This window comes from Colwellia sp. NW0002-52-1 (assembly GCF_057550865.1).
This window is the reverse complement of the sequence record NZ_BAAJLU010000001.1, coordinates 417,550-443,346: the sequence shown is the minus strand read 5'-3', so window position 1 is coordinate 443,346 and position 25,797 is coordinate 417,550. Positions and strand designations below refer to the sequence as shown.

General features: G+C 37.3%; 21 protein-coding genes and 1 tRNA gene. 9 read left to right on the top strand and 13 right to left on the bottom strand.

Translation table 11 applies throughout. From position 1 onward, the window contains the following. Positions 1-17 precede the first annotated feature (17 nt). A complete protein-coding gene (locus AC27H3_RS01830; protein WP_487103248.1) occupies positions 18-866 on the top strand; it encodes a phospholipase D-like domain-containing protein in 849 nt (282 codons plus the stop codon). 26 nt (positions 867-892) lie between these two features. Here AC27H3_RS01830 and AC27H3_RS01825 read toward each other — a convergent pair whose 3' ends face one another. The 7 genes from AC27H3_RS01825 to AC27H3_RS01795 form a co-directional block, all read right to left on the bottom strand. After that, positions 893-1,771, bottom strand: coding sequence for a protein kinase family protein (locus tag AC27H3_RS01825; RefSeq protein ID WP_487103246.1), 879 nt, complete (start codon positions 1,769-1,771; stop codon positions 893-895). A 6-nt stretch (positions 1,772-1,777) separates the two neighbouring features. Further along, entirely contained in the window at positions 1,778-3,076 is a 1,299-nt protein-coding gene (locus AC27H3_RS01820; RefSeq protein ID WP_487103244.1) for a DUF262 domain-containing protein, read from the bottom strand. A gap of 36 nt (positions 3,077-3,112) precedes the next feature. Continuing rightward, positions 3,113-5,143 (bottom strand): DNA phosphorothioation-associated putative methyltransferase, encoded by a 2,031-nt coding sequence (locus tag AC27H3_RS01815; protein ID WP_487103242.1) that lies wholly within the window; start codon positions 5,141-5,143, stop codon positions 3,113-3,115. Further along, a complete protein-coding gene (locus AC27H3_RS01810; RefSeq protein ID WP_487103240.1) occupies positions 5,140-5,838 on the bottom strand; it encodes a hypothetical protein in 699 nt (232 codons plus the stop codon). Before AC27H3_RS01810 ends, AC27H3_RS01815 begins: the two co-directional genes overlap by 4 nt. Before the next feature lie 638 nt (positions 5,839-6,476). Then, positions 6,477-7,721, bottom strand: a complete 1,245-nt coding sequence (locus AC27H3_RS01805; RefSeq protein WP_487103238.1) for an integrase domain-containing protein — start codon at positions 7,719-7,721, stop codon at positions 6,477-6,479. A gap of 173 nt (positions 7,722-7,894) precedes the next feature. Continuing rightward, positions 7,895-7,971, bottom strand: a tRNA-Ile gene (locus tag AC27H3_RS01800). Between the two features lie 172 nt (positions 7,972-8,143). Then, complete coding sequence (locus tag AC27H3_RS01795; RefSeq protein ID WP_487103237.1) at positions 8,144-10,903, bottom strand: choice-of-anchor B family protein; 2,760 nt, start codon at positions 10,901-10,903, stop codon at positions 8,144-8,146. A gap of 152 nt (positions 10,904-11,055) precedes the next feature. On the opposite strand from AC27H3_RS01795, the gene AC27H3_RS01790 reads away from it, so the two are divergent. Then, positions 11,056-11,967 (top strand): MbnP family copper-binding protein, encoded by a 912-nt coding sequence (locus tag AC27H3_RS01790; RefSeq protein ID WP_487103235.1) that lies wholly within the window; start codon positions 11,056-11,058, stop codon positions 11,965-11,967. Next, a complete protein-coding gene (locus tag AC27H3_RS01785; protein ID WP_487103234.1) occupies positions 11,960-13,099 on the top strand; it encodes an MbnH family di-heme enzyme in 1,140 nt (379 codons plus the stop codon). The genes AC27H3_RS01790 and AC27H3_RS01785 overlap by 8 nt, the downstream gene beginning before the upstream one ends. Positions 13,100-13,264: 165 nt before the next feature. Here AC27H3_RS01785 and rpoD read toward each other — a convergent pair whose 3' ends face one another. The 4 genes from rpoD to rpsU all read right to left on the bottom strand — a co-directional run bounded on the left by rpoD (position 13,265) and on the right by rpsU (position 17,881). After that, on the bottom strand, positions 13,265-15,112 hold the full coding sequence (gene rpoD, locus AC27H3_RS01780) for an RNA polymerase sigma factor RpoD (RefSeq protein WP_487103232.1): 1,848 nt from the start codon (positions 15,110-15,112) through the stop codon (positions 13,265-13,267). A 136-nt stretch (positions 15,113-15,248) separates the two neighbouring features. Continuing rightward, positions 15,249-17,012 (bottom strand): DNA primase, encoded by a 1,764-nt coding sequence (gene dnaG, locus AC27H3_RS01775; protein ID WP_085301373.1) that lies wholly within the window; start codon positions 17,010-17,012, stop codon positions 15,249-15,251. Positions 17,013-17,165: 153 nt separating this feature from the next. Further along, entirely contained in the window at positions 17,166-17,612 is a 447-nt protein-coding gene (locus tag AC27H3_RS01770; protein ID WP_487103231.1) for a GatB/YqeY domain-containing protein, read from the bottom strand. Positions 17,613-17,665: 53 nt separating this feature from the next. Further along, on the bottom strand, positions 17,666-17,881 hold the full coding sequence (gene rpsU, locus AC27H3_RS01765; RefSeq protein WP_011045067.1) for a 30S ribosomal protein S21: 216 nt from the start codon (positions 17,879-17,881) through the stop codon (positions 17,666-17,668). Positions 17,882-18,219: 338 nt separating this feature from the next. Between rpsU and tsaD the strand changes: the two genes are divergently transcribed. Beyond that, the gene (gene tsaD / locus AC27H3_RS01760) at positions 18,220-19,269 is read left to right on the top strand and encodes a tRNA (adenosine(37)-N6)-threonylcarbamoyltransferase complex transferase subunit TsaD (protein WP_487103229.1); all 1,050 of its coding nucleotides are present in this window, start codon (positions 18,220-18,222) and stop codon (positions 19,267-19,269) included. Positions 19,270-19,303: 34 nt separating this feature from the next. Here the strand turns inward: tsaD and plsY are convergent, their stop codons facing one another. Then, positions 19,304-19,876 carry a glycerol-3-phosphate 1-O-acyltransferase PlsY gene (gene plsY, locus AC27H3_RS01755; RefSeq protein WP_085301376.1) on the bottom strand — a complete coding sequence of 191 codons (573 nt, stop codon included), beginning with the start codon at positions 19,874-19,876 and terminating at the stop codon, positions 19,304-19,306. Between the two features lie 211 nt (positions 19,877-20,087). Between plsY and folB the strand changes: the two genes are divergently transcribed. The 4 genes from folB (at position 20,088) to AC27H3_RS01735 (ending at position 23,253) form a co-directional block, all read left to right on the top strand. After that, a complete protein-coding gene (folB, locus tag AC27H3_RS01750) occupies positions 20,088-20,459 on the top strand; it encodes a dihydroneopterin aldolase (RefSeq protein WP_487103227.1) in 372 nt (123 codons plus the stop codon). Continuing rightward, positions 20,459-20,965, top strand: a complete 507-nt coding sequence (gene folK, locus AC27H3_RS01745; protein ID WP_487103225.1) for a 2-amino-4-hydroxy-6-hydroxymethyldihydropteridine diphosphokinase — start codon at positions 20,459-20,461, stop codon at positions 20,963-20,965. Before folB ends, folK begins: the two co-directional genes overlap by 1 nt. A gap of 5 nt (positions 20,966-20,970) precedes the next feature. Then, on the top strand, positions 20,971-21,768 hold the full coding sequence (locus tag AC27H3_RS01740) for an undecaprenyl-diphosphate phosphatase (RefSeq protein ID WP_487103223.1): 798 nt from the start codon (positions 20,971-20,973) through the stop codon (positions 21,766-21,768). Positions 21,769-22,098: 330 nt separating this feature from the next. Further along, positions 22,099-23,253 (top strand): acyl-CoA dehydrogenase family protein, encoded by a 1,155-nt coding sequence (locus AC27H3_RS01735; RefSeq protein ID WP_487103221.1) that lies wholly within the window; start codon positions 22,099-22,101, stop codon positions 23,251-23,253. A gap of 152 nt (positions 23,254-23,405) precedes the next feature. On the opposite strand, the gene AC27H3_RS01730 is transcribed toward AC27H3_RS01735, so the two are convergent. Next, complete coding sequence (locus AC27H3_RS01730) at positions 23,406-24,482, bottom strand: HDOD domain-containing protein (RefSeq protein WP_487103219.1); 1,077 nt, start codon at positions 24,480-24,482, stop codon at positions 23,406-23,408. Positions 24,483-24,832: 350 nt separating this feature from the next. Between AC27H3_RS01730 and AC27H3_RS01725 the strand changes: the two genes are divergently transcribed. Beyond that, a complete protein-coding gene (locus AC27H3_RS01725; protein ID WP_487103218.1) occupies positions 24,833-25,678 on the top strand; it encodes a tetratricopeptide repeat protein in 846 nt (281 codons plus the stop codon). Positions 25,679-25,797: the final 119 nt, after the last annotated feature.

Sequence of the window (25,797 nt, the reverse complement as noted above, 5' to 3'; positions counted from 1 at the left end):
TACCTAGTTGTAATGATTTGACTATCATATCTGCTTTTATGACCCAGCCGGCGACACGCTGGTTGAGTCAGTTAATTTATAAAAACCAACCTAAAGTGGAATTGATAGGCCGTTTCTCGCCAATTGATTTTGCAAAGGGTGCAAGTGACTTAAATGCACTTCGTGATTGCATTAACAATGGCTACAAAGTCAAAGCACTCATAAATCTGCACGCAAAAATTTATCAAGTTAATCACGATACTATTTTTAATGGCAGCGCTAATTTAACGGGTAAAGGTTTAGCGTTAGTGAATAATGGCAATTTAGAGTCGTGTAGCAGAGTTAATGCCTGCGAACAATCTAAAGCATTCATTAATAAAATTGTTGAATCAGCAACTGAGTTAACTATAAATACGCTTGATAAAATGCAGACGTTTATAGAGCAATTTGATACGGCGGATGAAACTGAGTTACCTGCTATATGGCCTGAAGATATACTACCACAAACAACAGAACTGTTTGTATCTGACTTCCCGTTAGGTAAACCAGGCGTTAGTTTGAATGAATATCAACTCAATCCTTCATTACCCTTTGCTCAAATTGAGAATACTAAAAACGATTTTGCATTAGCGTCAACGTTGTTCAAGCAAACAAAAGCATACTGCTGGCTAAAAAAACAAATTACTGAGAACCAATCAGACCGTGACTTAGGTTTTGGGCAATTATCAAGGTTGTTGCATGATGCATTAGCAGATGACCCCGCGCCTTACCGACAAGAAGTTAAAGATCTCCAGGCAAACTTGTATTCTTATTTAAAGCTCTATGCAAGTAATGAAATAGAGCTTTATATGCCAGGAAGAAGAAGTGAAGTTTTGAGAATTATTTAACAGTGTAGTAACTTAAAAACCGATAGTTATAAAGCTATCGGTTTCTCGATAGCTTCCACTATCTTTTCATAAAACAGAGCTCCATCCAATGGGCGCCTTGTTGGACAATGTTGTAGAGCATCGAATAATAATTGGTATAAATTGTCAGGACCAATCCAGTCATCTTTCGATAAAATTCCAGTGGGGTGTTTTTGATTTATTATCATCCAAAAAATTGAGGCTAGCTGAAATACATCTGAGTGGCTTGTGATCTCTGTATTATAGCCGGCAAACTTACTATTACTTTCTGGTGACATCCAATTTGCGGGGCCTATCTTCTCCTCGTCTGGTGTAAAGTCATTTCTTTCCTCTGGGTTTAGGTAAGCACATAAACCAAAATCACTTAATTTCCAAACACCATCCTTAATCAGAATATTGGTGGGCTTTATATCTCTGTGTATAGCTACTTTATGTAATTCAGCAAGCCCTGAAATTAAACCTCTGAACTGTCCTATATATTCTGAATAAGGAATGCTTAAATTCCCATCTTTTATATATTCTTGCAGGTTTTGATCGCACTTATCCATGATAACATATTGAATATTAGTAAACTGAGAACGTCCTGCTTTCTTATTTAGTTTTGCACGTATACTACCAGAACCAACAAAACGTACTAAGTGTGTATGGTTTATACGCTTGTGTATATCCATCTCTTGTTTAAATCTTTCAGCTCGATTACCGTGAGTTTTTATTTGAAATTTGATTGCTAATTCATCTGATGAACGACTACTTGAACATTCATGAACAAGAGCGTTTCCACCGAAATTCAAAAAGTCACCTACTTCATAAGGAATGCCGTCACATGAGAATTTACTGTCAATTATGTATTCCTTTCTATCAAACTTATGTTTAAGGGTAATGTCCATATTTTCCTACACCAATTTAGATAAATCTTTCAGGTTTTCAGGTATTTCATATAAATTTTCATCATTTATATAATTTATGTTATCTCCAAGGCATCCTATATGTGACCAGTAGAAATTAGATAACCCGGGCTCTTTATCTTTTCCCCATGTCATATACAAGTTACCTTTTTCTTCCGAGTGTTCTTCACCACATTTATCACACTTTGCTTCAGAAAAGTTGTGATCTGCTTGCGGTAGTTCCGAAAAAATACTTACTAAAACTTTATAATGATTGTCGCTCAACTTTTCATCTTTAAATAAAGGTTTTAAGATTAATGAGATAAAGTCGATTCTCCAATTTCTGCTTGCTAAAGTATTGGCAGATGCCAAACATTTTTCTGCATATAGATTAAAGAAATTAACATCGGAGCTTGGAGATACATTCCTATCAACTATTTTTAAATCACTTCTCACTGACTCTAATCGAGCAGGGTTTATTTCATAACCTTGTGTCAAGAATTTATCGATAGCAATAATTAATGAATAAAAATCAGACTTTTGCTTAAATCGTGTTTTGGCTAGAGGAAATGTCTCGTCAAAAATATAATTAATTTGTCTAATTGAGTTTAATAGTCTACCTTCGAATAACTCTTTATCAGGCCAGGTAGTGTATTCTAGGTAGAAATTATCCAGGTTGTTTTTCTTATCTTGCGGGCCTTCTATAAAGGCAGATAATATTTCTGATATATATTCAACATCATTGAGTCTTCTTTTGTTAGCTGCAGTGAATAATCTGAAATCTTCAAAATCCTCAATATTAGCTAAATCTTGAGATAAAGTTAAAAAATCACCTGGGAAGTCGGCTCTTCTAAGCTCTTGTTTATTGAGTGCAAAGGTGTATTTATTTAGGCGCGAATAAACATCTCGTAATTCTTGATCTGTTAACCCTTGTGATTCGTTAAAGTCAATTTGATAGGAAAGAAACTGTTCTTGTTCTTGTTGTGAAAAGTCTTCGAAATATTTCCCAGTTCTCTCTCCTTGATAAGGGGCCTTTAACTTAAACTCATTATTTATAAATGACAAAATAGTTTTTGTCCTTTGTTGCCCATCTATAATTATTCTATGGGTGCTCCCTAAAATGATTTTTTTTGAGACCAATATTTTCGGCATTGGGATTTCATTTAAAATTGAGTCTATCAGCATGATTTTTGCTGCATCAGACCATACTGATCCTCTTTGGAATTCAGGATTTATTTCAAGGCGATGTAGCTCATTCCAGTCTTTTAAATCTGAAATGGGATGAGGACTTGAATTCCACTTTCTCATAGTATTATTCTCCTTTAATTAATAATTCTTTTATTTTTATGCGGTAATATTATAACCATCAACTTGGAAGCCCATTATTGCAAGTTGAGTATATAGAGCGTGTTTATTGTTCGAATTAATAATCTGTTGATTATTTTCGACTATTGTAATTAATTTTTTAGTGAATTTTGACTGCTTTTTGTAATCTTCAAACGTATCATCAATATAGTCAGCTTTATTAAGTAGTAGAGGGCGTTTTTCTTCAATCACATAATCAAAAAAATCGACGTCTTGCTCAGCCATCTTTATTTTTACACGTTCTTTTAACTGAGGTAATGGTGTGTCATCAAAGCCTTCATACCCTAATAATGTTACTTTACCTGAGGTGATATGTATTTTAACTAACTGAATATCATCAAGCTCGCCATATAACTGGAGTGCAGAATATACGTATACCCTGAGAAGTGGAGATAAATCGTCGATAAACTTTTTATGTAGGGTTAATGAATGAGGTAAGCCACTTTCGTGAGATAATTTAGAAGCAGGCAATGTATCTTTAGCCTTGATACATTCTTTGGTAATTTGTTCAATATTAGCAATATCGAATAGTAATTCTTTCGCTTGGTGTAATGCTATTTTATGTGTATCAAAAAAGGCTTTGATGTCTCTTGTAATATCATCAGGTAAATTTGTGTAGCTCTTTCGCCCTTCAAACATGCCTAATGCGAAGTAGATGAGTAAATCCTCTTTTCGCATGTTTGCCGCTAATTCTAACTCATCTTTACCAAACCAATCAGTTACTAGCTTTAGTGCTTTTTTATTTGACCCTATTATCTCTTTTATTTGATCGCTATCTTTAAATTCATCATTAGCTGGTATGCGGCCATAAGCTAAACAACTTAACCAAAAAGATTCTAATAGTTCTTGATGCTTTGTAAACAGTATTCTAGCTTGGTCTTCACTTACTGGTTTCGGGGCTGTTAGGTGTTTCCATTCATAGTTGCGTTTATGTCTGTTTTTTAAGAAGCTTTGCTCTAAAGCTTTATCTTTAAAGATATAAAATATGCCAGGTGATATGGCTATAGGTTCTTCATCAAGCGTTCTTTCTATGTATATTTTTAATTCGGCTTGTGAAAAGTATTTCTGAAATGTGTTTCTTGAGGTGATAACACCATCTTTGTATGGCGTGAATTGAGATATATAGCTTTCGTTAGCTAACATAGCTGATATGACTAATAACTTATTGGTAGTCTCCCATGCACCTAATACGGCTGCCATACGCTCATCTTGATCTTCTATCACATTTATAACAAAGCCAATATTAACAATGTCTGAATTAACTATGTCTGAATCAGGGTTGAAATTAGGATCCCACCCCAAAGCATCTAAACCATGGGCTTCAAGCTCTCTAAGATCATCACCTCTACCACAACCATAATCGAATATAGAATAATCACCAGACAGAAACCCGTTTTTTGCAAGGGTCTTCATAGGAGCTGATAGTTCATGTCTAACTATTGCTGTTTTATGTCTATCTATTTCTTTGTCACTATTATTATCTGTACTTACAGCTGAACTTCTAAATAAACGCCCATCTACAAGTTCATAGCCATGTTTTGATATTAACCTCTGCCACGAATTCTTAAAGCCAATCATGCGGCTGTTATCGTATAACCCTGCTGCTTCTCCTTCTTGTGTAAGCATACAGAACTGATCATAAAACTCATGATCTTTTGAAATCATTGTTTCTTTTCTGTGAAGAATAGGTGGGTTTTCTTGTTCTGAGTATTTCGTTATACGGTGTGATAATTTAGTTAAATCAACATTTACACTTTGTTCTAAAGCAGGGTATGAGTCTTCAAAAAATAAAGGATAATTTAATAGGGATAGACGAAAGTCTTTTCTAAATACTTTAACTAGATTCCAATTGTCATCTTCAATTTTAAGAGCTTTCGCTACTACTTTAATGAACTTAGATAAAGCGTTTGGTACTTCTGAAAATGTATCTTTATGAAAATAAATTGAATCGGGTAGCTTTTTACCAATAGTCAGAGAATTAACTAACTCTTTAAATTGTTCAGCATTCATTTGATTAACTCTTCCGCTAGTATGATTGCTTCATTACCGTATGCTTTTTTCCCAGGAATACGTCTACCATTAGCACTTACATTCATTATTTGTAAGTGCTTTTCTGACTTATTACCAACACTTACGTGTATTGGTCTATCATTTCCATAATAGTAAATTTTATCGAAATCCAAATTTTTTACTATAAACAACATAACTTGATCCATTTTGTTTTCAAAGCCATTTATAAAGAAATCGCAAGCTATACCGTGTCTTTTGCAGATATGATTATTCGCATTATTTAATTCTGAAGCAGAATGTTGATCAATTGTTGGATATGTACCTGTTGAACTGTTTTTCTGGATATACCTGTTTAGTTCTTGTGATACAAAACCGTACGTGATTTTAACATCGCCAAACTTTTTATTAACGGGTAGTAAAACTGTTTCTATAAGCTCTAATATCGAATTAATTGACTCTACGTCTTTAGGAAAGTTATCAAGAGATATAACGTGTTTTTCTTGATACCAGTTTAATAAGTTATTCGCTACAGGGTGCTTTAATAATAATTTTTTATCATGGAGTTGGTATAAAAATGCATTGCCTTTTTTTTCAAAATCCAATTTTCCTGAAACTCGCATGTGCATCAGTTCGCAATCTGAAATGCCAAGTAATTGCTTGTACTCTTTTGAAGAAAACAGTAATTTCGTCTGCACAATAATAATTCAAGTAAATAATGATATAGCTATACTACAAAACTTTTGATTTTTAGTAACTAAAAGTCTATTCAAGTTAACGGTTTATGTAATTCAGGGACAATAGATTTGATTTTGACAGAGCATTTAGAGGTATTATTGATCAATAGTTGCTCTAGTGACAAACCTAGCTCTTTGTACTTAGAAGCTGGTGATTAAAATGGATTGATACCAGATTCTGCAAATATGGGAAAAACTTTCACAGAAACCTGCGCTGGTTATTTGTATAGTACTGGCGTTAACTGGTAATTTGTTAAGAATACTTTAAATAAATATATTTATCTTTACAAAAGTTTGTGACTTAAAGATTGTATTTATTGAAAATGACCAAAGTTTCATAATTCAATGTATTATGATGCAAGCGGCTGATTATTCTCGTTTTTATTTGTAGGTCATTGAAAGGACAACCGTTGAATAGGTGTGCATCATGGTTGTTTTTTGTTGGGTTAAATTTAATTAAAACAATATTTTATATTCTAAAGCTCATAATCGTGCCAACTATAAACCAGAACAGGCGTAGCATATATTTAACCTGTCTAACTTTGACAAACAAAAGTTAGTATGAACGAAACTTATTTCGCGAACGTTAAAGTTCTTTACTAACTACAAATAACTTTGAGTCCCCTAAATCCTATAACAGATAAACTACCTAATGATGCTTTCTGTATATGTTCACTCCACCAGCACATTAATACGCGCCTACGTTCAATGTATTCTGCCCGGTTATAAGCTCGTCTAACCTCATTTTTATCTACATGGGCTAATGCAGCTTCTATTACATCAGGATCAAAGCCTTGCTCGTTTAATGTCGTACTAGCAAGTGCTCGCAAACCGTGTGAAACAAGCTCTCCTGCGAACCCCATACGCTTTAACGCCATGTTGGCTGTTTGGCTATTAACGTGGCTTTTAGGGTTTCTATGGCTAGGAAATACGTACTCTCTATGCCCAGATATCTCTTTAAGTGCATCTAGCAAGTCTAATGTTTGTGGTGTTAAAGGAATGGTATGCGGCTTTTTCATCTTCATTCGTTCTTCAGGAATTATCCAGACCTTTTCTTTAAGGTTTATATCTTCCCATCGTGCAGTGGCTGCTTCTATAGGCCTCGTCATCGTGTGTAATTGCCACTCAACTAAACAGCGTGTAATTTTCATTATGCTGGCGTTATTAAGCGCCTGCATTAGTTCAGGCAATCTGTCAGGGGAAATTGTTGCCATGTTTGTTTTTTTAGGTGCTGCAAATAGCTTAGTAACATCACTTAAGTAATTTACTTCTATAACTCCTTCAGCTAACGCTAAGCGCATTACCTCATTAATGATCCTGCATAATCTTTTAATTGTTTCCAAGCTGCCCTTTGCCTCTATAGGCTTGAGAATGCCAATAATAAGTTTTGGCTTGATTGTTTCAACAGGGACGTTCTTAAGTGAGGGGAGTATATGTTTGTCTAATGATTGAAAAGCCTTTTTTGCGGTTTCTTCTTTTACTTGTTGTCTTTTTAGCTTTAGCCATTTATCGGCAAAAACACCGAAGGTATTTTCAAGAGCTTCTTTATTTTTTTTGATTGATTCTTCTTTGTGGGCTTTAGGATCGATATCCTTAGCTAATAGCTCTCGTGCTTCTTTTCTTTTCTGACGAGCATCAGCCAGTGAGACACTAGGGAAAGTACCAAAACCAATATTAGTTCTTTTTTTTGTATAGGGCTTTGAATAGTTAAATATCCAAAATTTTTGCCCGTTAGGCTTTACTCTTAGTGCTAAACCTTCGCCATCTGCTAAATTGTATTCTTTCTCTTTGGCCTTAGCTTGCTTGATTTCAGTATTGGTTAGAGGTCTTGTAATATTCGCCATTGTAACAACTCCCTTGGCTATTTATTGCCGTTGTTACGTTCAGTGTTACATTAAATCGTGGATGTTACAATATCGTGGTGGACGCTAATGGACTGAATAACAGGTAATTTAAACGTATTTACTGGCTTGCAGGCACAAAAAAAGACGTACGCGGACGTCTTTAAATGATGAAATGGTGGCCCCTCCCTGACTTGAACAGGGGACCTGCCGATTATGAGTCGGATGCTCTAACCAACTGAGCTAAGGGGCCATCTTTCTACTTTTGCTTTGAAAACATGAAAGGTTGTTCAAAGCGGCGAGAAGTATAAGCATTTTTTATTTTGTTGTCACCATTATAAAGTTAAAAAAACAGATAAATGAGTTCGTTAGTTCAATAGTTGAGCGATTTGTTGTTGCAATGTTCGCTCAACTTAACTATTTCGTTATTTTATTTGTTTTCTGGTGAGTAAAATAACTATAAATAAGATGAAGTATCCTATTGAACCGCCACCTGAAGATTTACTCTCAACGGGTGGTGTAGGTGAAGGTGTTGCTATTGGGGCAACGACTACAGTAAAGGTAACATTTTGTGTGCTAGACAAACCTTTTGAGTCTGTGGCTGTAAATGAAAGTGTTATTTCTCCTGCGCTAGCTGGTGCTATAAAGCTTGTTGTTAAAGATGTTGCAGTGGTTAGGGAAATATTAGCTCCTGCCGTTTGTTGCCATAAGTAAGTCATTGCGTCATTTTCAGTATCGGTAGCGGTTGCTGCTATGCTAATAGTTGCGCCAGAATTAATTTCGCTATCTTCGGGTACTGTTACAGTAGGGGCTGAGTTGCTGTCGTCATCTGAAATGGTTACGGTATATTTTGTAATAGCACCTAAGTTGCTCTCGGCGACAGGTGACAAATCAATAACAAAAGTTTCGTTAGCTTCGTCATCGGTATCGTCAATAATGTTAATTTGAATGCTTTTTTCTGCAGAGTCACCGTCTGCCCAGTTAATAATGCCTGAAGCTGACTCTACATCTTCACCAATTGTTGCTGTGCCTGCGCTCAGTAAATAAGAAACAGATACAGCGCCAGTTGAACTGCCTTGGCGCGCCACCGTGATGGAAAACTCACCTTGATTCTCTGCTACGGTAGTACTGGCAGATGTAAACGCTATAGCGCCACTATCGTTACGTCCGTCGATATTAACCGTTAAATAACTATGTTGATTGAGTGTTGCGCTATTACTTGGTTGGCTTAAGCGCACAAAAAACTTTTCTTTCAACTCATTACCCGTTGCATCATTTGCAATATCAACTTCAATCGTTTTATCGGCGGTATCGTTAGCAGCCCAAGTTAATGTGCCAGCAAGAGGCGTGTAATCGCTGTTTGCCTTTGCGCTTCCGGGTAGTAGTTGATAATTAACACTTACCGTTTGATCTGGGCTAGCTGCATTGCTGCGTTGCACGTTAATAGTTAGGGTTTCACCTTGGGCAGTATCGATAGCGTTGTTAGCAAAACCAAGGCTGCCTTGGGTCGATAATTGTGTGCGATCTTTTAGAATATACAAGCCACTGCCAATATCGCTGACTAAAATATTACCTGAAGGTAAGAAAGGATACGCACCCCAAGCACCGTTAAAGCCGGCATTGTTTGATGGCGTGTAAGTATCGAAAAAACCAACTGTTTCAGGATTCGCTGGGTCGGTAATGTCTAATACCGTTAAGCCACGTTCATAGTTTGACATGTAATAGCGATTGCCTCGAACAAAACCGTTGTGATCAATCGCGCGTGTTGGCCCTGTCCATTGTCCTACTTGGGTAGGGTTATTAAGGTCAGCAATGGAAAATATTCGCACTGTGGAGTTTAAGCCGCCATCTTTCTCGTCGAATTCATCGTGTAAAAAGATATGTTGTTTGTCTTCTGTGCCCCAGCCTGAATGTACATATTGGTCACGCTTTGCCACATCGTTGTATTCGCCAGTGCCGAGTAAACGAGTGGCTGAAGCGTCAGTAATATCCCAAAGTTTTACTTCTTTTTCATTGAAATCAATAAATACGGTGCAGCTCTCGTTGCTTGTATTACATTGGCTATTTTTTCTGTTGTCGGTAATATTGATTGAAGCACCGTCATGAGTGTAGCCTGATCCAAAGTAGTTATTGGGTAATGTGGTAAGTGTTGCTGGCGTTTTTAATGAGTAGCTGTGAAATGCGCCACCAAATTTATTGCTTCCTATGAGTTGCAAGGTGGGTGTTAAGCCCGGTAGTGCAATGTTAAGTGTATGATCAACATTGGTAATATAAACATTATGTGCTTTGGTAACTACAGTGTTTTTTTCCACTAAGCTAACTGAGTTAGGTAATTGGTTTAGGTTGATGATAGTGACGTAGTCTGTGGTACCGTCAACGGTTGCATAAGCATAAGCTTGCCAAGCATTAATGGCACTATCAAAGTATTGATAGACCTTAATGTCTCGCCACGTTGAGTTAAGACCACTAATGGTGCCAACTTCTTTTGGATTTTCAGGGTTTGTTACATTGATCACCGCAATGCCGTTACGTAAACCAATGAGTGCATATTCGTCACCGGTATTTAAATCTACATGGCCCCAAATATCATTAGCGCTGTTTGGTCGGCTTGAAAATTCACTTAGCGGCATATGAGCAAGTAAATCAATGTTATTACAGTCAAAACTTCCTGCTTTACCGTCTACACAGGCTAGGTCAACTTGCTTTTCACTTAAGGTAGTATAACTTTCTAGCTTACGTTGTAATGCCTTGCCTTCAGGGCTGTTTTTGCTAAATAACGACTTACCATCGGCCAAAACTATAAAACCTTGCTCGCGTAGCTGCTCAGCCATATCTAACGGAATATTTTTCAATTCTGTAGGGTTTGTATCTGGGCTTTGGCTTTGAAAGTGATCGAAGCGATTGTAACCACCAAAAATTGGCACTAATGCACTTTTTAAATAGAACAACTCTTCACTTGAACTAACGGTATATTCCCCGGCAGATACTAATATTTTATCGCCTTTATTCGCTTGCTGAACAGCATAGCCAATACTTTTACAAGGCCTAAGTACTTGATCACATTTTCCAGTATCTTTACCTATTTGAGCGACAAAGCGGGCTTTGTCATGCTCAGAGTGAGCCATAGCTAGATCACTGTAAAACAAGGCTGCGCTAACGACAAATATCAATGTTATGCGAAACATCCGATAGTCCTTATGTTAATAAAATGTTATAAATGCAACTTACTGTAACGTATTTACATTGTTTTTGAAATCATACTAACTAATAGTAGTCGTTGTTTTTACTATTATGATAATTATAGTCTGATAGCCGTAATAAATATTAAGTGAGCATTATGTTAATAAAAAGCCGGTATGCTTTTTTACTTGTATCAATAATATCGTTAAGTATTTCGGGTTGCTTTTTTAGTGAAACACGCTCAAATGCTCAGCAATTCGATGTAAAGTTGATGTGGAAAAATTCAGCACTAGACTGCCAAACTACTTTTAACATCGGTGAGAAAAATAAAACCTGGTTTATAGAGCAGCTTCAGTTTTTTATTAGCGATATTGAAGTTGGCTCGAGTACTTTGGGCTGGAAAAAATTAAATTTGGCTAACACGCCTTTTCAAGCAAGAAATACCGCTTTATTGGGCACAAATTGTAAAGATAATAATGTGTTGTTAGACGTTAACAATACCGCAGAAAGTAAAATAAAAAGCAAAGCTAATTGGGCGATTGAGCTTGCAACAGACAGCAATCATGTTTTGGATGAATACAGCAAAATACGTTTTACGCTTGGCGTACCCTTTGAGATAAACCACCTTAATCCAATCAGTCAACCAAGCCCATTAAATTTACCTTCAATGTTTTGGATTTGGCAAACAGGCCATAAATTCATGCGCTTAGAGCTTGCTACAAACCAAGAACAATGGCTATTTCATTTAGGATCTACAGGTTGTAAATCAGCAAGTGTAATGCGCTCCCCTCAATATAATTGTCTGTACCCAAACCGGTTTAATTTTCAACTTCCGTTGGTTAAAAATAATCAAGGCCAGTTTATATTAAACGTCGACTTAGCTGCTTTGTTAAAGGGTGTTGAATTGTCTGCTTCGTCGAGTTGTCAGTCAGAGCAAGACAATAAAAGCTGTCAGCAACTATTCCAGAATTTATCGTTGAATAATTCAATAGCTAATAATGCTCGTGTTGACGGGGTTTTTAAAGCAACTAAAAGTCAGTATGAAAGCGAGGGCAACTTGGTTGAATAAACTTACTATTATTGCTTTAACTTTAGTACTTAGTGTTTCTTTGTGGTCTTGCGATAACAATAAACCTAAAGAAAACAATTATAAATGGCCAATTATTAACGGTTTTCCTAAGCCACAAGTTCCGATAAACAACCCGATGACGGATGAAAAAGTAGCGCTAGGGAAAAGACTATTTTTTGATAAAAATTTATCGGCTAACAAACAGCAATCTTGTCAAACTTGTCATCAACAACAATATGCATTTGCAGAGCCTTTAGCCATATCTGTAGGCTCTACAGGTATTTTACATCGTAGAAATGCTCCAGCCTTGGTTAACATTGCTTACAATAAAACCCTGACTTGGGCACATGATGGTATTACGACTCTCGAGCGGCAGATTTTACTGCCAATGTTTGATGAGTCACCAGTTGAGTTAGGAATAACTGGTCATGAAGATGAAGTACTTGCACGGTTTAAAAAACCAGCTTACCAATTAGATTTCGACTTGGCTTTTCCAAACCAAGCCATAAGTTTTGAGTTGATCGTTAAAGCGTTAGCAAGCTATGTGCGAAGCTTAATTTCACTTAATTCAGCTTTCGATAAGTATGCATATTTAGGTGACGATAATGCAATTTCAGCATCAGCAATACGTGGCATGAATTTGTTTTTTTCAGAGCGCCTAGAGTGTCACCATTGTCATGGTGGCTTTAACTTTACCCAATCAACCAGTCATGAGCAGCAATTAATAGACCGTCGACCATTTCATAATACGGGGTTGTATAATGTGGCCCAAGCACAAGGGGTTTCTGGCTATCCGTTAAAAGATATTGGTCTTGGGGAAGTATCAACATTAGTAAAGGATAATGGTCGATTTAGAGCGCCAACGCTGCGTAACATAAAGCAGTCTGCACCTTATATGCATGATGGCAGTGTCGCAACCTTGTCAGAAGTTATTGATATTTATGCCGCAGGCGGGCGCAATATTATTGATGGAAAATATCAAGGCGATGGTCGAGCTAATCCATTAAAAAGCCCGTTTATTAAAGGCTTTGAATTAACTGCTGAAGAGAAACAAGATTTATTGGCTTTTTTAGATACATTAACAGATCAAGAGTTTTTAACCTCACCTCTGCACAAAATACCTGAAAAATAGCTTATTAACTTTAATAGGTTCGGTTTTATTTAACCTGAACTTTGGATAAGGAGCATTAAGCAAGTTCTGCTTATCCAGAGTTAAGGTTATTGATGACGATACTAAATTTCAGCTAAAAAAAGTCCAGCTAATAGCTGGACTCTTGTAATACCAATGTATTGATATTTATTCGCCGTCTAAGAAGCTTTTCAGTTGCTCAGAGCGTGAAGGGTGACGTAACTTACGTAACGCTTTTGCTTCGATTTGACGAATACGTTCACGTGTTACGTCAAACTGCTTACCTACTTCTTCAAGGGTATGATCTGTGTTCATGTCGATACCAAAACGCATTCTTAACACTTTAGCTTCACGAGCCGTTAGGCCTGCTAATACTTCGTGTGTTGCATCTTTTAAGTTTTCAGAAGTTGCAGAGTCAACCGGTAACTCACCGCTACCATCTTCAATAAAGTCACCTAAGTGAGAATCTTCATCGTCGCCAATGGGTGTTTCCATTGAAATTGGCTCTTTAGCGATTTTCAACACTTTACGAATTTTGTCTTCAGGCATAATCATGCGTTCAGCTAATTCTTCAGGTGTTGGCTCGCGACCCATTTCTTGTAACATTTGACGTGAAATACGGTTAAGTTTGTTAATCGTTTCAATCATATGCACTGGAATACGAATTGTTCTAGCTTGGTCAGCAATTGAGCGAGTTATCGCTTGGCGTATCCACCAGGTAGCATAAGTTGAGAACTTATAACCACGACGGTATTCAAACTTATCAACTGCTTTCATCAAACCAATGTTACCTTCTTGAATTAAATCCAAGAATTGTAAACCACGGTTAGTGTATTTTTTCGCAATTGAGATAACCAAACGTAAGTTAGCTTCTACCATTTCTTTTTTCGCACGACGAGCTTTCGCTTCACCGATTGACATACGACGGTTAATGTCTTTTATGCCATGCACGTTAAGATAGGTTTCTTCTTCTAACATGTTTAATTTGTAAATACATCGTTCAACATCAAGCTCGATATCAGCCATTCTCTTTGAGTGAGGAAGGCCAGCAGCTTTTTGTTCTTCAAACCAATTTTTCGAAGTTTCGTTGCCAGGAAAAATTTTAATGAACGTTGTTTTTGGCATACCAGCACCAACCACACAGTGCTTCATGATTAAGCGTTCTTGAACACGTAAACGGTCCATTACACTACGCATGTTTTTCACTAAGCGATCAAATACTTTTGGTACGATTCTAAATTCTTTAAATACTTCAGCTAAAGCATCAATTGCCGCTTGTGCATCAGCATGACCACGACCTTCAGTTTGTATTACTTTGTTAGCATGTTCGTAAGCTGTACGCAAAGCAGTGAATTTTTCACGTGCTTCTTCAGGACAAGGACCTGTATCTTCTTCTTCCTCGTCTTCGTCATCGTCGTCAGAGTCAGTATCATCTTCGTCGTCTAATTCTTCTTTCGAAAGCTCTGAGCCGATGTGCGTTGCTGCTGCAGGAATTTCTTCATCTTCAGCGTCAGGGTCTAAAAAGCCAACGATAATATCACTTAAGCGAACTTCTTCAGCTTCAAAATTATCCCATTGCTCAAGCAAGTAGTTGATTGCTGGCGGATATTCAGAAACCGAGCGTTGAACTTCTTTAATGCCTTCTTCGATACGCTTAGCGATAACAATTTCGCCTTTACGTGTCAGTAGCTCAACTGTACCCATTTCACGCATATACATGCGAACGGGATCAGTAGTACGACCGATTTCACTTTCTACAGTAGCAAGTGCTTGGGCCGCAGCTTCAGCTGCATCTTCATCAGTATTGGCTTCACTCATCATTAACGTATCGTTATCCGGTGCGTTTTCAAACACCTGAATACCCATGTCGTTAATCATTCGAATGATGTCTTCAACTTGATCGGAATCGATAATATCCTGAGGGAGATGATCGTTAACTTCGGCAAAAGTTAAATAACCTTGCTCTTTACCTTTGGTTATTAACTCTTTAAGTCTAGATTGTGGGGCTTGATCCATTGACGAGTGTCCACCTATTTATGGCTATCAAAATTACAACAGTAAGCCGGAAATTATAGCGAAATGTTTACTAAATTACCAGACGTAACTGTTTTTTGTTGTTAATTTAATGCTGACATACATTCAGCACGTTATATTATTTTTGCTCACTTAGTAGACTATGTAATTCGCCTATTTCAGCTTTGGTTAATCCCTCAGTGCGTTGCTTTTCCATTAATTCATTTGAGCGGTTTTCTAAAAATTTGTTCAAAAACTTTTCAATAATATCAAGAAAAGTGTCTTCAGCATGATCCGTTTCTACATGATGCTCTATGCACATTATTTTTGTTAACTGCTTTCCGGCTTCTTGATCTCTAAAATGTTCAATAAGCTGTGCGCTGTTAACTTTCGGGTTTTGTTTACATAACCTTAATAACTGGTTTAGTAACGGAATGCCCGGTAAATTTAAATCTGCCAAAATATTCGGATCAGGCAGCTTTTCTACTATATGGGGATGCTCTAGTAATAATGCAATAGCAAGTCTCACTGGCGTAATTTTTGGTCGCTGCGGTTTGGCTTTATTTTCTGTTGTGTTTGCAAAACTTGTATGAAGTTTTTTTAATTGCAATTCATTACTTGCGCCAAACTGATTTGCGAGTTTAGTTACTATAGCGTCTTTAAGATTACTTGCAGGAAGTTTAGCTAAATAAGGTTGAAAAGCGCCAACAGCAGCTCCTTTGCCTTCAGGCGAGTTCATATTAATTTGGCTTAACAAATGCTCGAATAAAAATTGTGATAAAGGTGTGGCATTATCTAATGTATTTTCAAAAGCGGCTTGGCCTTGTTCTCTGATCATTGAGTCAGGATCTTGCCCGTCGGGTAAGAACACAAATTTTAAGCTATAACCATCTTGAATCATTGGTAGGGCGTTATCCATCGCACGCCAGGCTGCATCGCGACCGGCTCGGTCACCATCGTAACAACAAATAACTTCTTTAACGGTTCTAAATAATGTTTGTAATTGCTCAGGCGTAGTCGCAGTACCAAGCGATGCTACTGCATAGTCAACCCCGTGTTGAGCAAGGGCTACTACATCCATATAGCCTTCTACTACCACTAAACGTGTTAATTGTTTTACAGCTTGCTTGGCTTCATATAAGCCATATAGTTCTTGGCCTTTATGATAAATGCGTGTTTCTGGCGAGTTAAGGTATTTAGGTGTGCCGTCACTTAATACGCGGCCACCAAAACCAATAACGCGTCCACGCTTATCTCGAATAGGAAATTGAATACGACCTCTAAAGCGGTCATAAGGTCTATTTTTATCACCTTGTATGGCCATGCCTAAATCAACAAGTTGTTGATTTATTTGGTTACTGCGGCCAAAAACTTTCATCATGCCATCCCAAGCATCGCTGATGTAACCAATGCCGAAACGTTTGACTATTTCGCCGCTGAGTCCTCGGCCTTTTAAATAATTAATCGCGACGTCTTTATCTGTGGCAACTTTTAATTGTTGTTGATAGAAACGGCTGATTTGTGCCATTAATTCATAGTCATCTTGCTTTTGAATATAGGCTTTTTGATCTTGTTTCTGCTGAGCAGGAGAGCGATTGCTTTGTTCGCGTGGCACGTCCATATTGTAATGGGAAGCTAGTTCTTCAACTGCGTCTGGAAACTCTAAACGATCGAACTCCATCAAAAAAGAAATAGCATTACCGTGCTCACCACAACCAAAGCAGTGATAAAACTGTTTGTCTTGGCTAACAGTAAATGAGGGCGATTTTTCGGTATGAAATGGACAACAAGCTTGGTAGTTTTTACCGGCTTTTTTTAATGGTACGCGAGAATCTATTAGTTCGACAATATCGGCTCGCGCCAATAAGTCATCAATAAACTGTCGAGGGATCATACCAGCCATAAATACCATTACTTCTAATTAAAACGCTATTTTTACACAATTAATATTGGGAAAATAGTAACTTTATGTGCGCTAGTTAAAATAAAACCGCGAGGCCAAAGCTGTCGCGGTTTATATGCAAAATGAACAGTGAAGTTCATTTTGGAAGATTAACTAGCTGTTTAAAACTTTACGAATTTGTCCGCTTACTGCGCCCATATCCGCTTTGCCTTGCATTTGCGGTTTTAACACCGCCATTACTTTACCCATATCAGCCATTGAGGCTGCACCGGTATCGGCAATCGCTTTTGTTATCAGCTGGTTAATTTCATCTGCAGATAATGGCTGAGGGAGAAAATCTTCTAAAACGATAATTTCTGCAGCTTCTTTAGCTGCTAATTCATCGCGACCACCTTCAGTAAACATTTTGATAGATTCTTTACGTTGTTTAACCATTTTAGTTAACAAGGCAATGATATTGTCGTCAGTTGCTTCTGTGTTGTGATCGATTTCTGCCTGCTTTACTGCAGATATTGCCATACGAATTACGCCAAGACGAATTTTGTCTTTGGCACGCATGGCAATTTTCATTTCATCATTAAGTTGGCTAAGTAGACTCATGGTATAATTACTTTTAAGTTAACTCAGTTGGCTTAGGATTTACTAAGGTATTCTTAGTACATGCGAACGCGACGAGCGTTCTCACGAGAAACTTTTTTAGCTGCACGTTTTACTGCTGCTGCTTTTTTACGCTTACGTTCCCAAGTTGGCTTTTCGTAAGACTCGCGACGGCGAACTTCAGAAAGGATACCTGCTTTTTCACATGAACGTTTGAAACGACGTAGTGCAACGTCAAATGGTTCGTTTTCTCTTACTTTAATTACTGGCATGTACTGTTTTACCTTAGTTAGAATCTATATTAAATCGGTGTCTGATTTCAGCCACATGGCCTCATCTTCACCCACTCTATTAAAAATTGGTGCCGTATTCTAATGCCAAGCATATGCTAATGTAAAGTAGTAATAACTTTTTCGTTTATATTTGTAAAATTATTGTCGGTAATTGGCGCTTAATGGTTGATATTGATCATAAAACTATCTTTTATGCGCTATAAATTGAAAGTTGCTAAGTGGCTAGGTAAAATCAGCGTCCAATTGACGACTGATTATTTTATTTACACTCGGTCGACTTCTTATATTGACGAAACATTTCTAGGTAAATTAAAGCTATGCGAATTTTAGGTATTGAAACCTCTTGTGATGAAACCGGCATTGCCATTTATGATGACGGTGAAGGTAACTTACCTGAAGGTATAGTTGCGCATAGACTTTATAGTCAAATTGCTGTTCATGCAGATTATGGCGGAGTAGTGCCTGAATTGGCATCGCGCGATCATGTGCGTAAAACAATTCCATTAATAAAAGAAGTGTTGGCAGATGCAAACTTAACTCCTGCAGATTTAGACGGTGTTGCCTATACTGCAGGACCAGGTTTGGTGGGGGCTTTATTAGTTGGTTGCTCAATAGGGCGAAGTTTGGCTTATGGTTGGAACTTACCGGCAGTGCCTGTTCATCATATGGAAGGGCATTTATTAGCACCTATGTTAGAAGAGAATGTCCCTGACTTTCCTTTTATTGCTTTATTAGTGTCGGGCGGTCATACCATGTTAGTGCGTGTTGATGGTATTGGTCATTATGAGCTATTAGGTGAATCTGTAGATGATGCCGCCGGTGAAGCATTCGATAAAACCGCTAAGTTGCTTGGACTAGATTATCCTGGTGGCCCGGTATTAGCTAAAATGGCTGAAAGTGGTCGCAAGGGGCGTTATAAATTTCCACGTCCAATGACTGACAGACCTGGGTTAGACTTTAGTTTCAGTGGATTAAAAACTTCAGCGGCTAATACTATTCGTAAAGAAGAAAAAGAAGCATTAACGCCAGAACAAAAAGCGCAAACTCAAGCCGATATCGCTTATGCTTTTCAAGAAGCTGTCGTTGATACTTTAGCTATTAAATGTAAGCGCGCACTAAAACAGTGTAATTTAAATCGTTTAGTTATTGCTGGCGGTGTAAGTGCAAATAGTGCATTAAGAGAAAAGTTAGCCGAGATTACTAAAAAGCTGGGAGGAGAAGTATTTTATCCTCGACCTGAGTTTTGTACTGACAATGGTGCCATGATCGCTTATGCAGGATTACAGCGTTTAAAATCTGGCGTAGATGCCGATTTAACTTTTAAAGCGACACCACGTTGGCCACTTGATACTTTAGAGCCAATTTAATTTATTTGCTTTGAATGTATAGCATTAAACAGGTTTATTTTTTTGTAAAAGATATTTTTGATTCTGAGCCTTGTATCAGTCTGATGATATTTTCTTTATGGCGAAATATAATCAGACCAGACAGCATCAACACTGGAATAACATAAATAGGCTTTAGCAACCATGTATATAAAGGTGCCATTGATACAGTTACAATGGCAGCTAAGCTTGAATAGCGTGTGGTTTTTGCCACAATTAACCAAGTTAATATTAATAAGCCGGCTAAATCTAAACCAATAGGTAACAATACCCCAAAGGCAGTAGCCACTGCTTTGCCACCTTCAAAATTAAAAAATATGGGGTACATGTGTCCCAAACAAGCGGCGAGAGCAATAACACCTAAGTAAACGGGTTCTATACCTAAAAAATAACCAGCCCACACGGGTAAAGTACCTTTTAGTATGTCGAAAATTAGTACTGATGCAGCAACAAATTTATTGCTAATTCTTAGTACATTTGTAGCGCCAGGGTTATTAGAACCAGCAGAGCGGGGATCAGGTAAGCTCAATAGTTTGCAAAGTAAAATGGCACTCGAAATTGAACCTACTAAGTAGGCCATAACCACCATTAAAAACGTAACAAGTAAACTAGTGATACATAGTTCCTTTCAAAGTAAGCTGTAAAAATAACCTATTATTTTAGCTTTTTGTCATTGTAGCGTGTTGTTTACTAGTTTTTCTAGACCTGCACAGGTAAACTCGCCATTTATTTTGTAAAGTAAGTTGTGGCGATTGTTTGTACTATCTCATGAAACGCCATTACATAAATAAGGTTTGAGTGTGGATAAAGTTTATATTGAAGGGTTAACTTTTCAAACAACCATTGGTTTTTATGCCTGGGAAAAAGAAATTAAACAAACACTTGTTATTGATTTGGCCATGGGATGGAATACAGCACAAGCCGCTGAAAATGACGAACTGGCTAAAACACTTGATTACGCAGCTATTTCTGAAGCGATTGTCGAATTCGCAAACGCTAATCCGGTAGATTTAATTGAAACGCTAGCAGAAAGAATTGCAGCCTTTCTTATCGCGAATTATCAAATACCTTGGTTACGCTTAAAACTGATGAAACCAACCGCTGTACATAACGCTACTACAGTAGGTGTTGAAATAGAACGTGGTTCACTGCGACTTGAACAAGCAATGTAATGGCTGAAATTTATATTTCAATTGGCAGTAACATTAATCGCCAGCATTATATCGAACAAGGGCTGAATGCCTTAACCGAAGCCTTTGGTTTGCTGACATTGTCTTCGTTATTCGAAAGTGAAGCAGTCGGCTTTGCTGGAAAAGCATTTTACAATATGGTGGTTGGCGTACAAACAGAGCAAAGCCTAGGCAGTGTTGCTTCAGTTTTACGCAAAATAGAGTTTGCTCATGGGCGTAGCCAAAATGCTAAAAAATTTAGCCCGCGCACATTAGATTTAGATCTGCTGCTTTATGATGATGTTATAACAGACAGCCCAGCACAAATACCACGAGAAGAAATTACAAGAAATGCCTTTGTTTTATGGCCATTAGCCGAAATAGCGGGGCATCTAGTTCATCCTAGTCTTGGGCTTTGTTATCAAGAATTATGGCAACAATATGATAAAGACCAACAACAATTACAAATAGTGCCCTTGATTTGGGCAAGGAAAAATAAGGAAATATAAGTAATATGAGCACTGTAGAAGTTTTTATTTTAGCGTTGATTCAAGGTTTAACAGAATTTTTACCTATTTCTAGCTCTGCGCATTTAATTTTACCTTCAGCTATTTTAGGCTGGCAAGATCAAGGCTTAGCATTCGACGTAGCTGTTCATGTCGGTACTTTGTTAGCCGTTGTACTTTATTTTCGTAAGGAAGTAGGCAGCATGGCTGTGGCTTGGTTTGGTACTTTAAAAGGCGAACGTGATAATTTTGATGGAAAATTAGCGTGGTGGATAATCTTTGCCACTATCCCTGCTGGGCTATTTGGACTATTAGGTAAAGACTTTATTGAAGAGCACTTACGTAGCGCACTTGTGATTGCGGCAACCACATTATTGTTCGGTTTTTTACTAGGTTTTGCAGATATTAAAGCTAAGCAAAATAAAAGTATCGAGAATTTAGGCTTTAAAGGCGCAATGTTAATTGGTTTAGCACAAGCCATTGCATTAATTCCTGGCACGTCGCGCTCTGGCATTACGATGACTATCGGCCTAATGTTAGGCTTAAGTAGAGAAAACGCTGCACGTTTTTCTTTTTTATTGTCGATACCTGCAATTGCTATGGCGGGCAGTTATTTAACCTTAAAACTTATTTTAGAGGCGGGTGCGGTTGACTGGTCTGCCATGGGCCTAGGCAGTGTTTTAGCTTTTGTGAGTGCCTATGCGTGTATTCATTACTTCCTTATCATGGTAAATAAAATAGGTATGATGCCATTTGTAGTCTATCGCTTAGTTTTGGGCGCTGGTCTGCTTTGGTTTGTGCTCTAATCGTTGTTACAATATTATTTAATAGAAAACGCGCTTTGGCGCGTTTTTGCTATATAACCTGAGCTCTGGATAATGAGTTAAAAGGAAGTATTGAGAAAGTGCTGCTTATCCAGAGTTCAGGTTATATAACTAAGAAACTATGTTTGAAAACAGTATAAGCTTATTTAATTTAGCGACTGTAATTTAGAAATCACAGTTTAGAAGCCAAAGTTTAGAAACATAGTTTAGAAACATAGTTAGCTGACACAATTATATCGTTAGTCCTAATAATATTAACGCTAGCCATTACCGTCATCGGATAATACTAAACTAATAAAAGTGAGATTTTTGATGGATTTTTCTTTAACTGAAGAACAAATAATGATTCAAGATATGGCAAGAAAGTTTGCCGATAGTGAATTAGCCCCCGTAGCGGCAGAGCTTGATGAAACAAGAGATCAAAGCTTGTTTTTAAAAAACTTAGCTCAACTAAATGAACTAGGCTTTATGGGCTTAAATATTAAAGCTGAATATGGCGGAGTTGAAGCTGGTACGGTCGCTTTTAGTTTAGCCATAACCGAACTCGCTCGCGCTTGTGCTTCAACAGCGGTAACAACGTCTGTAACTAATATGGTTGCAGAAGTCATTCAAGCGGTAGGCAATGAAGAACAAAAAAATAAATACCTACCAAAAATTTGTAGTGGCGAATACCGAGCTGGTGGTTTCTGTTTAACAGAAGCTACAGCAGGTTCAGATCCCGCAGGTATGAAAACGCAAGCGGTTAAAGATGGCGATGATTATATCATTAACGGTAGTAAACTTTATATTACCAGTGGCTCTTTTGCTGATGTATTCGTAGTTTGGGCAGTTACCGACCCAGAAGCTAAAAAAGGTAAAGGCATCTCATGTTTTATTGTTGAAGCCAATACCGACGGAATAACCATAGGTAAAGCCGAAGAGAAAATGGGCCAAAAAGCATCACCAACTAACGAAGTAAACTTTACTAACTGTCGCGTACCAGCCTCAGCGTTAATGGGGGCAGAAAATAAAGGCTTTGGCGTTGCTGTTGGTGAGCTAGCTGGTGGTCGAATTGGTATAGGTTCATTAGCATTAGGTGTTGGTCTTGCTGCACTTGATTATGCTAGAGCGTATATTGTAGATCGTAAGCAATTTGGTCAATCACTAGCAAATTTCCAAGGGCTACAATGGAAGTTAGCTGAACGCTACACTGAAATGGAAGCGGCTCGATTATTATTAATGCAAGCAGCGTATACTAAAGATCAAGGTCAACCTTTTGGTATGGCAGCGTCAATGGCAAAACTATTTGCCACAGAAAATGCCAACAAAGCTTGTTACGACGCATTACAGTTAATGGGTGGGGCAGGTTATGTGAAAGAATACCCACTTGAGCGTATGGCGCGTGATGTGCGTGTAACGGCAATTTATGAAGGTACAAGTGAGATTCAAAAAGTTATTATTGCTCGTGAATTATTACAGAACGTTTAAATAGTTAACCTTGTTTTGAAAACCTAAATCATAAAATGCTAAGTCTTAAAAGTCTAAACGCTCTGACCCCATTATTACGCTTGAAATTAAGCGAGGGTTAGAGCGTTAATTAAGCGCTAAATACAAAACTTAGTGCGCATAAATATTATAGCCTAGGCAACCACTTGAGCGATCAGTCGCTTAGCTTTACTGATAAAGCTAGGGTCCCGAAATAATTGACTAATTTGTTCTAGCTCTAGTTGTTCAATATTGGTTTGTATATAGGCAAAATCTGAACTACTTAAAGCCGCTAAGCCCTCGTTTTCAACTTTAAAAATATCACTAACACCTTCAAAAGCAATTAAATCACCTAATCGACAAGCTAAATAACACAGTAATGTATTTTTCGCCTCTTCGTGCGGCATAACACGATTTAATTTATTATTAATCAAAGGAGATAAGCTATTAGCAAGTCCTGACACAATTGACTTTGGAAGCTGCCACTGTTCGGCTAAAGCTTTACCGATTACTGCGGAGTTTAAACCTAGTGATGATTGTACACTTTCTACTCTTTCAAGCAGTGATGTTTTTCCCATGTATGTATTGGCTATTGAAGGTTGATAAGAAAGCATTGTCATATCCCCTAAACTTGTAAGTAAACACAGTGTAGACAATTCAGCGGCGTTCTCTTTATTTAAGTGCTTAGCGATTAAAAATACTAAAGAGCTCGCAATATAACTAGATAGCCAAATTCTTTTATAAGCTGCTGATTGCGCTTCATCTTTAAAGGGGACGCTTTGTTGTAAAATAAACTGTAAAGCGATACTTCTAACAGATGTAACCCCCATAAATATTATGGCATGATGAATACTCTCAATTGGCTGTCGTAACGAAAAAAGTGAAGAGTTAACGGTATTGATGATCTTGGCTGTCATTTCTGGATCAGATTTAATCAAAGATATTAGCTCTTTAGCCTCCAGTTCGCCTTTGGTCAAACTCAGTAATAAAGGATTTGGTTGACGGCAGCACTGACTCATATCATAAATTTTTTGTTGCTGATTGCGATCAAGAGCATCAAAAGGTAATAAGGTAAAATTCATTAAGTCATTTGAATTTTTTACAACGCTATTCTGATTATTATTTATTTCTGGAATCAGGCGTACAGGAGCTTGAATAACTGTGTTTATGCTGCGTATCTTCGCTGTAGATAATTGACTTCGTTGAGCAACAGTATTTTGAGTTCTTCTCATTTTTTTAGTGCTGCTTCCTCGCTTTAAATACCAGAGAACCGAGGTAATTATGACGAAAACTATAACAAAAAATTCTAATGACATTTCATGACTTATTTAATAATAAAATTCGATAAATTATGAACTTATTAATAATGTTGGTCAAATGCAATACTATTTTTTTGTTACATAAACGATAATCCAAAGCGACATGCGAATTAAATAATTTGAAGATACTTAAAAGTAATTGCTATCTAACATATCTGTAACGCAGGCGTTAATGACAACAATAAATATTTAAGGCATTTGCTTGCATCTTTAGGGTTTGACCCCACTTAAAAATATATGTCTTTATTATTGGAACTGCATTGATGGCAAATTCTATTGCGATTACCTTAGAAAATTTTCAGCAAGTTATTCTCGAAGAATCAAAAACTAAACTTGTATTGGTTGATTTTTGGGCCCAGCAAATAGCAGAAAGTGTGGAGTTACGAGATAAGTTAGCTATCGCATTAGCGAATGCTGGCGAAACGATTATATACGCTACTATTGATTGTGAAACTCAAGGGCAAATAGCTCAACAGTTTGGTATTCAAGGTTTACCAACGGCGATTTTAGTTAAAGATGGTCAGCCACTAGATGGATTAACTGGGCCTCAAACTGATGAAAGTATTAGTGAATTTTTAGCGAAATACTTACCTAAAGCCGAAGACGCTTTATTAGCGCAAGCTAACGAATTAATTTTAGAGAATAAAATTACAGAAGCATTTCCTGTGATCAACCAGGCTTATCAACTTGACAGTGAACGTGCTGATATTAAGTTAGTGCTGGCAAATGTTTATATTCAAACAGGTAAAATCTCTGAGGCTGAAACGCTGCTTAATAGCATTAAAATGATTGATCAAGATAGTCACTTCAAATCATTAATGGCTAAGTTAGAATTAGCAAGCCAAGCGGCTGATTCTCCAGAAATTCAAGCGCTTGAGCAAGAGTTACAAAGTAATCCTGAAAATGTAGAGTTAAAGCAGAAGTTAGCCGCGCAATACAGCCAAGTTAACCGAAATGAAGAAGCTTTGGCAATTTTGTTTTTGCTAGTGCAAAGTAATGGCGCTGATATTACCAGTAAAGATTTATTATTAGATGTATTGAAGTCACTGCCAGACGGCGATGCCTTAGCGACAAAATATCGACGTAAACTGTATACCCTTATGTACTAACACCGTTTGTGACTATTCTTAAGCTCAGCTATTCACGCTAAAACTTAACGTTAATAAAAACTAAAAAACGCATAGCAATTAAATTGTTATGCGTTTTTTATAGAAAAATTGTTGCTATT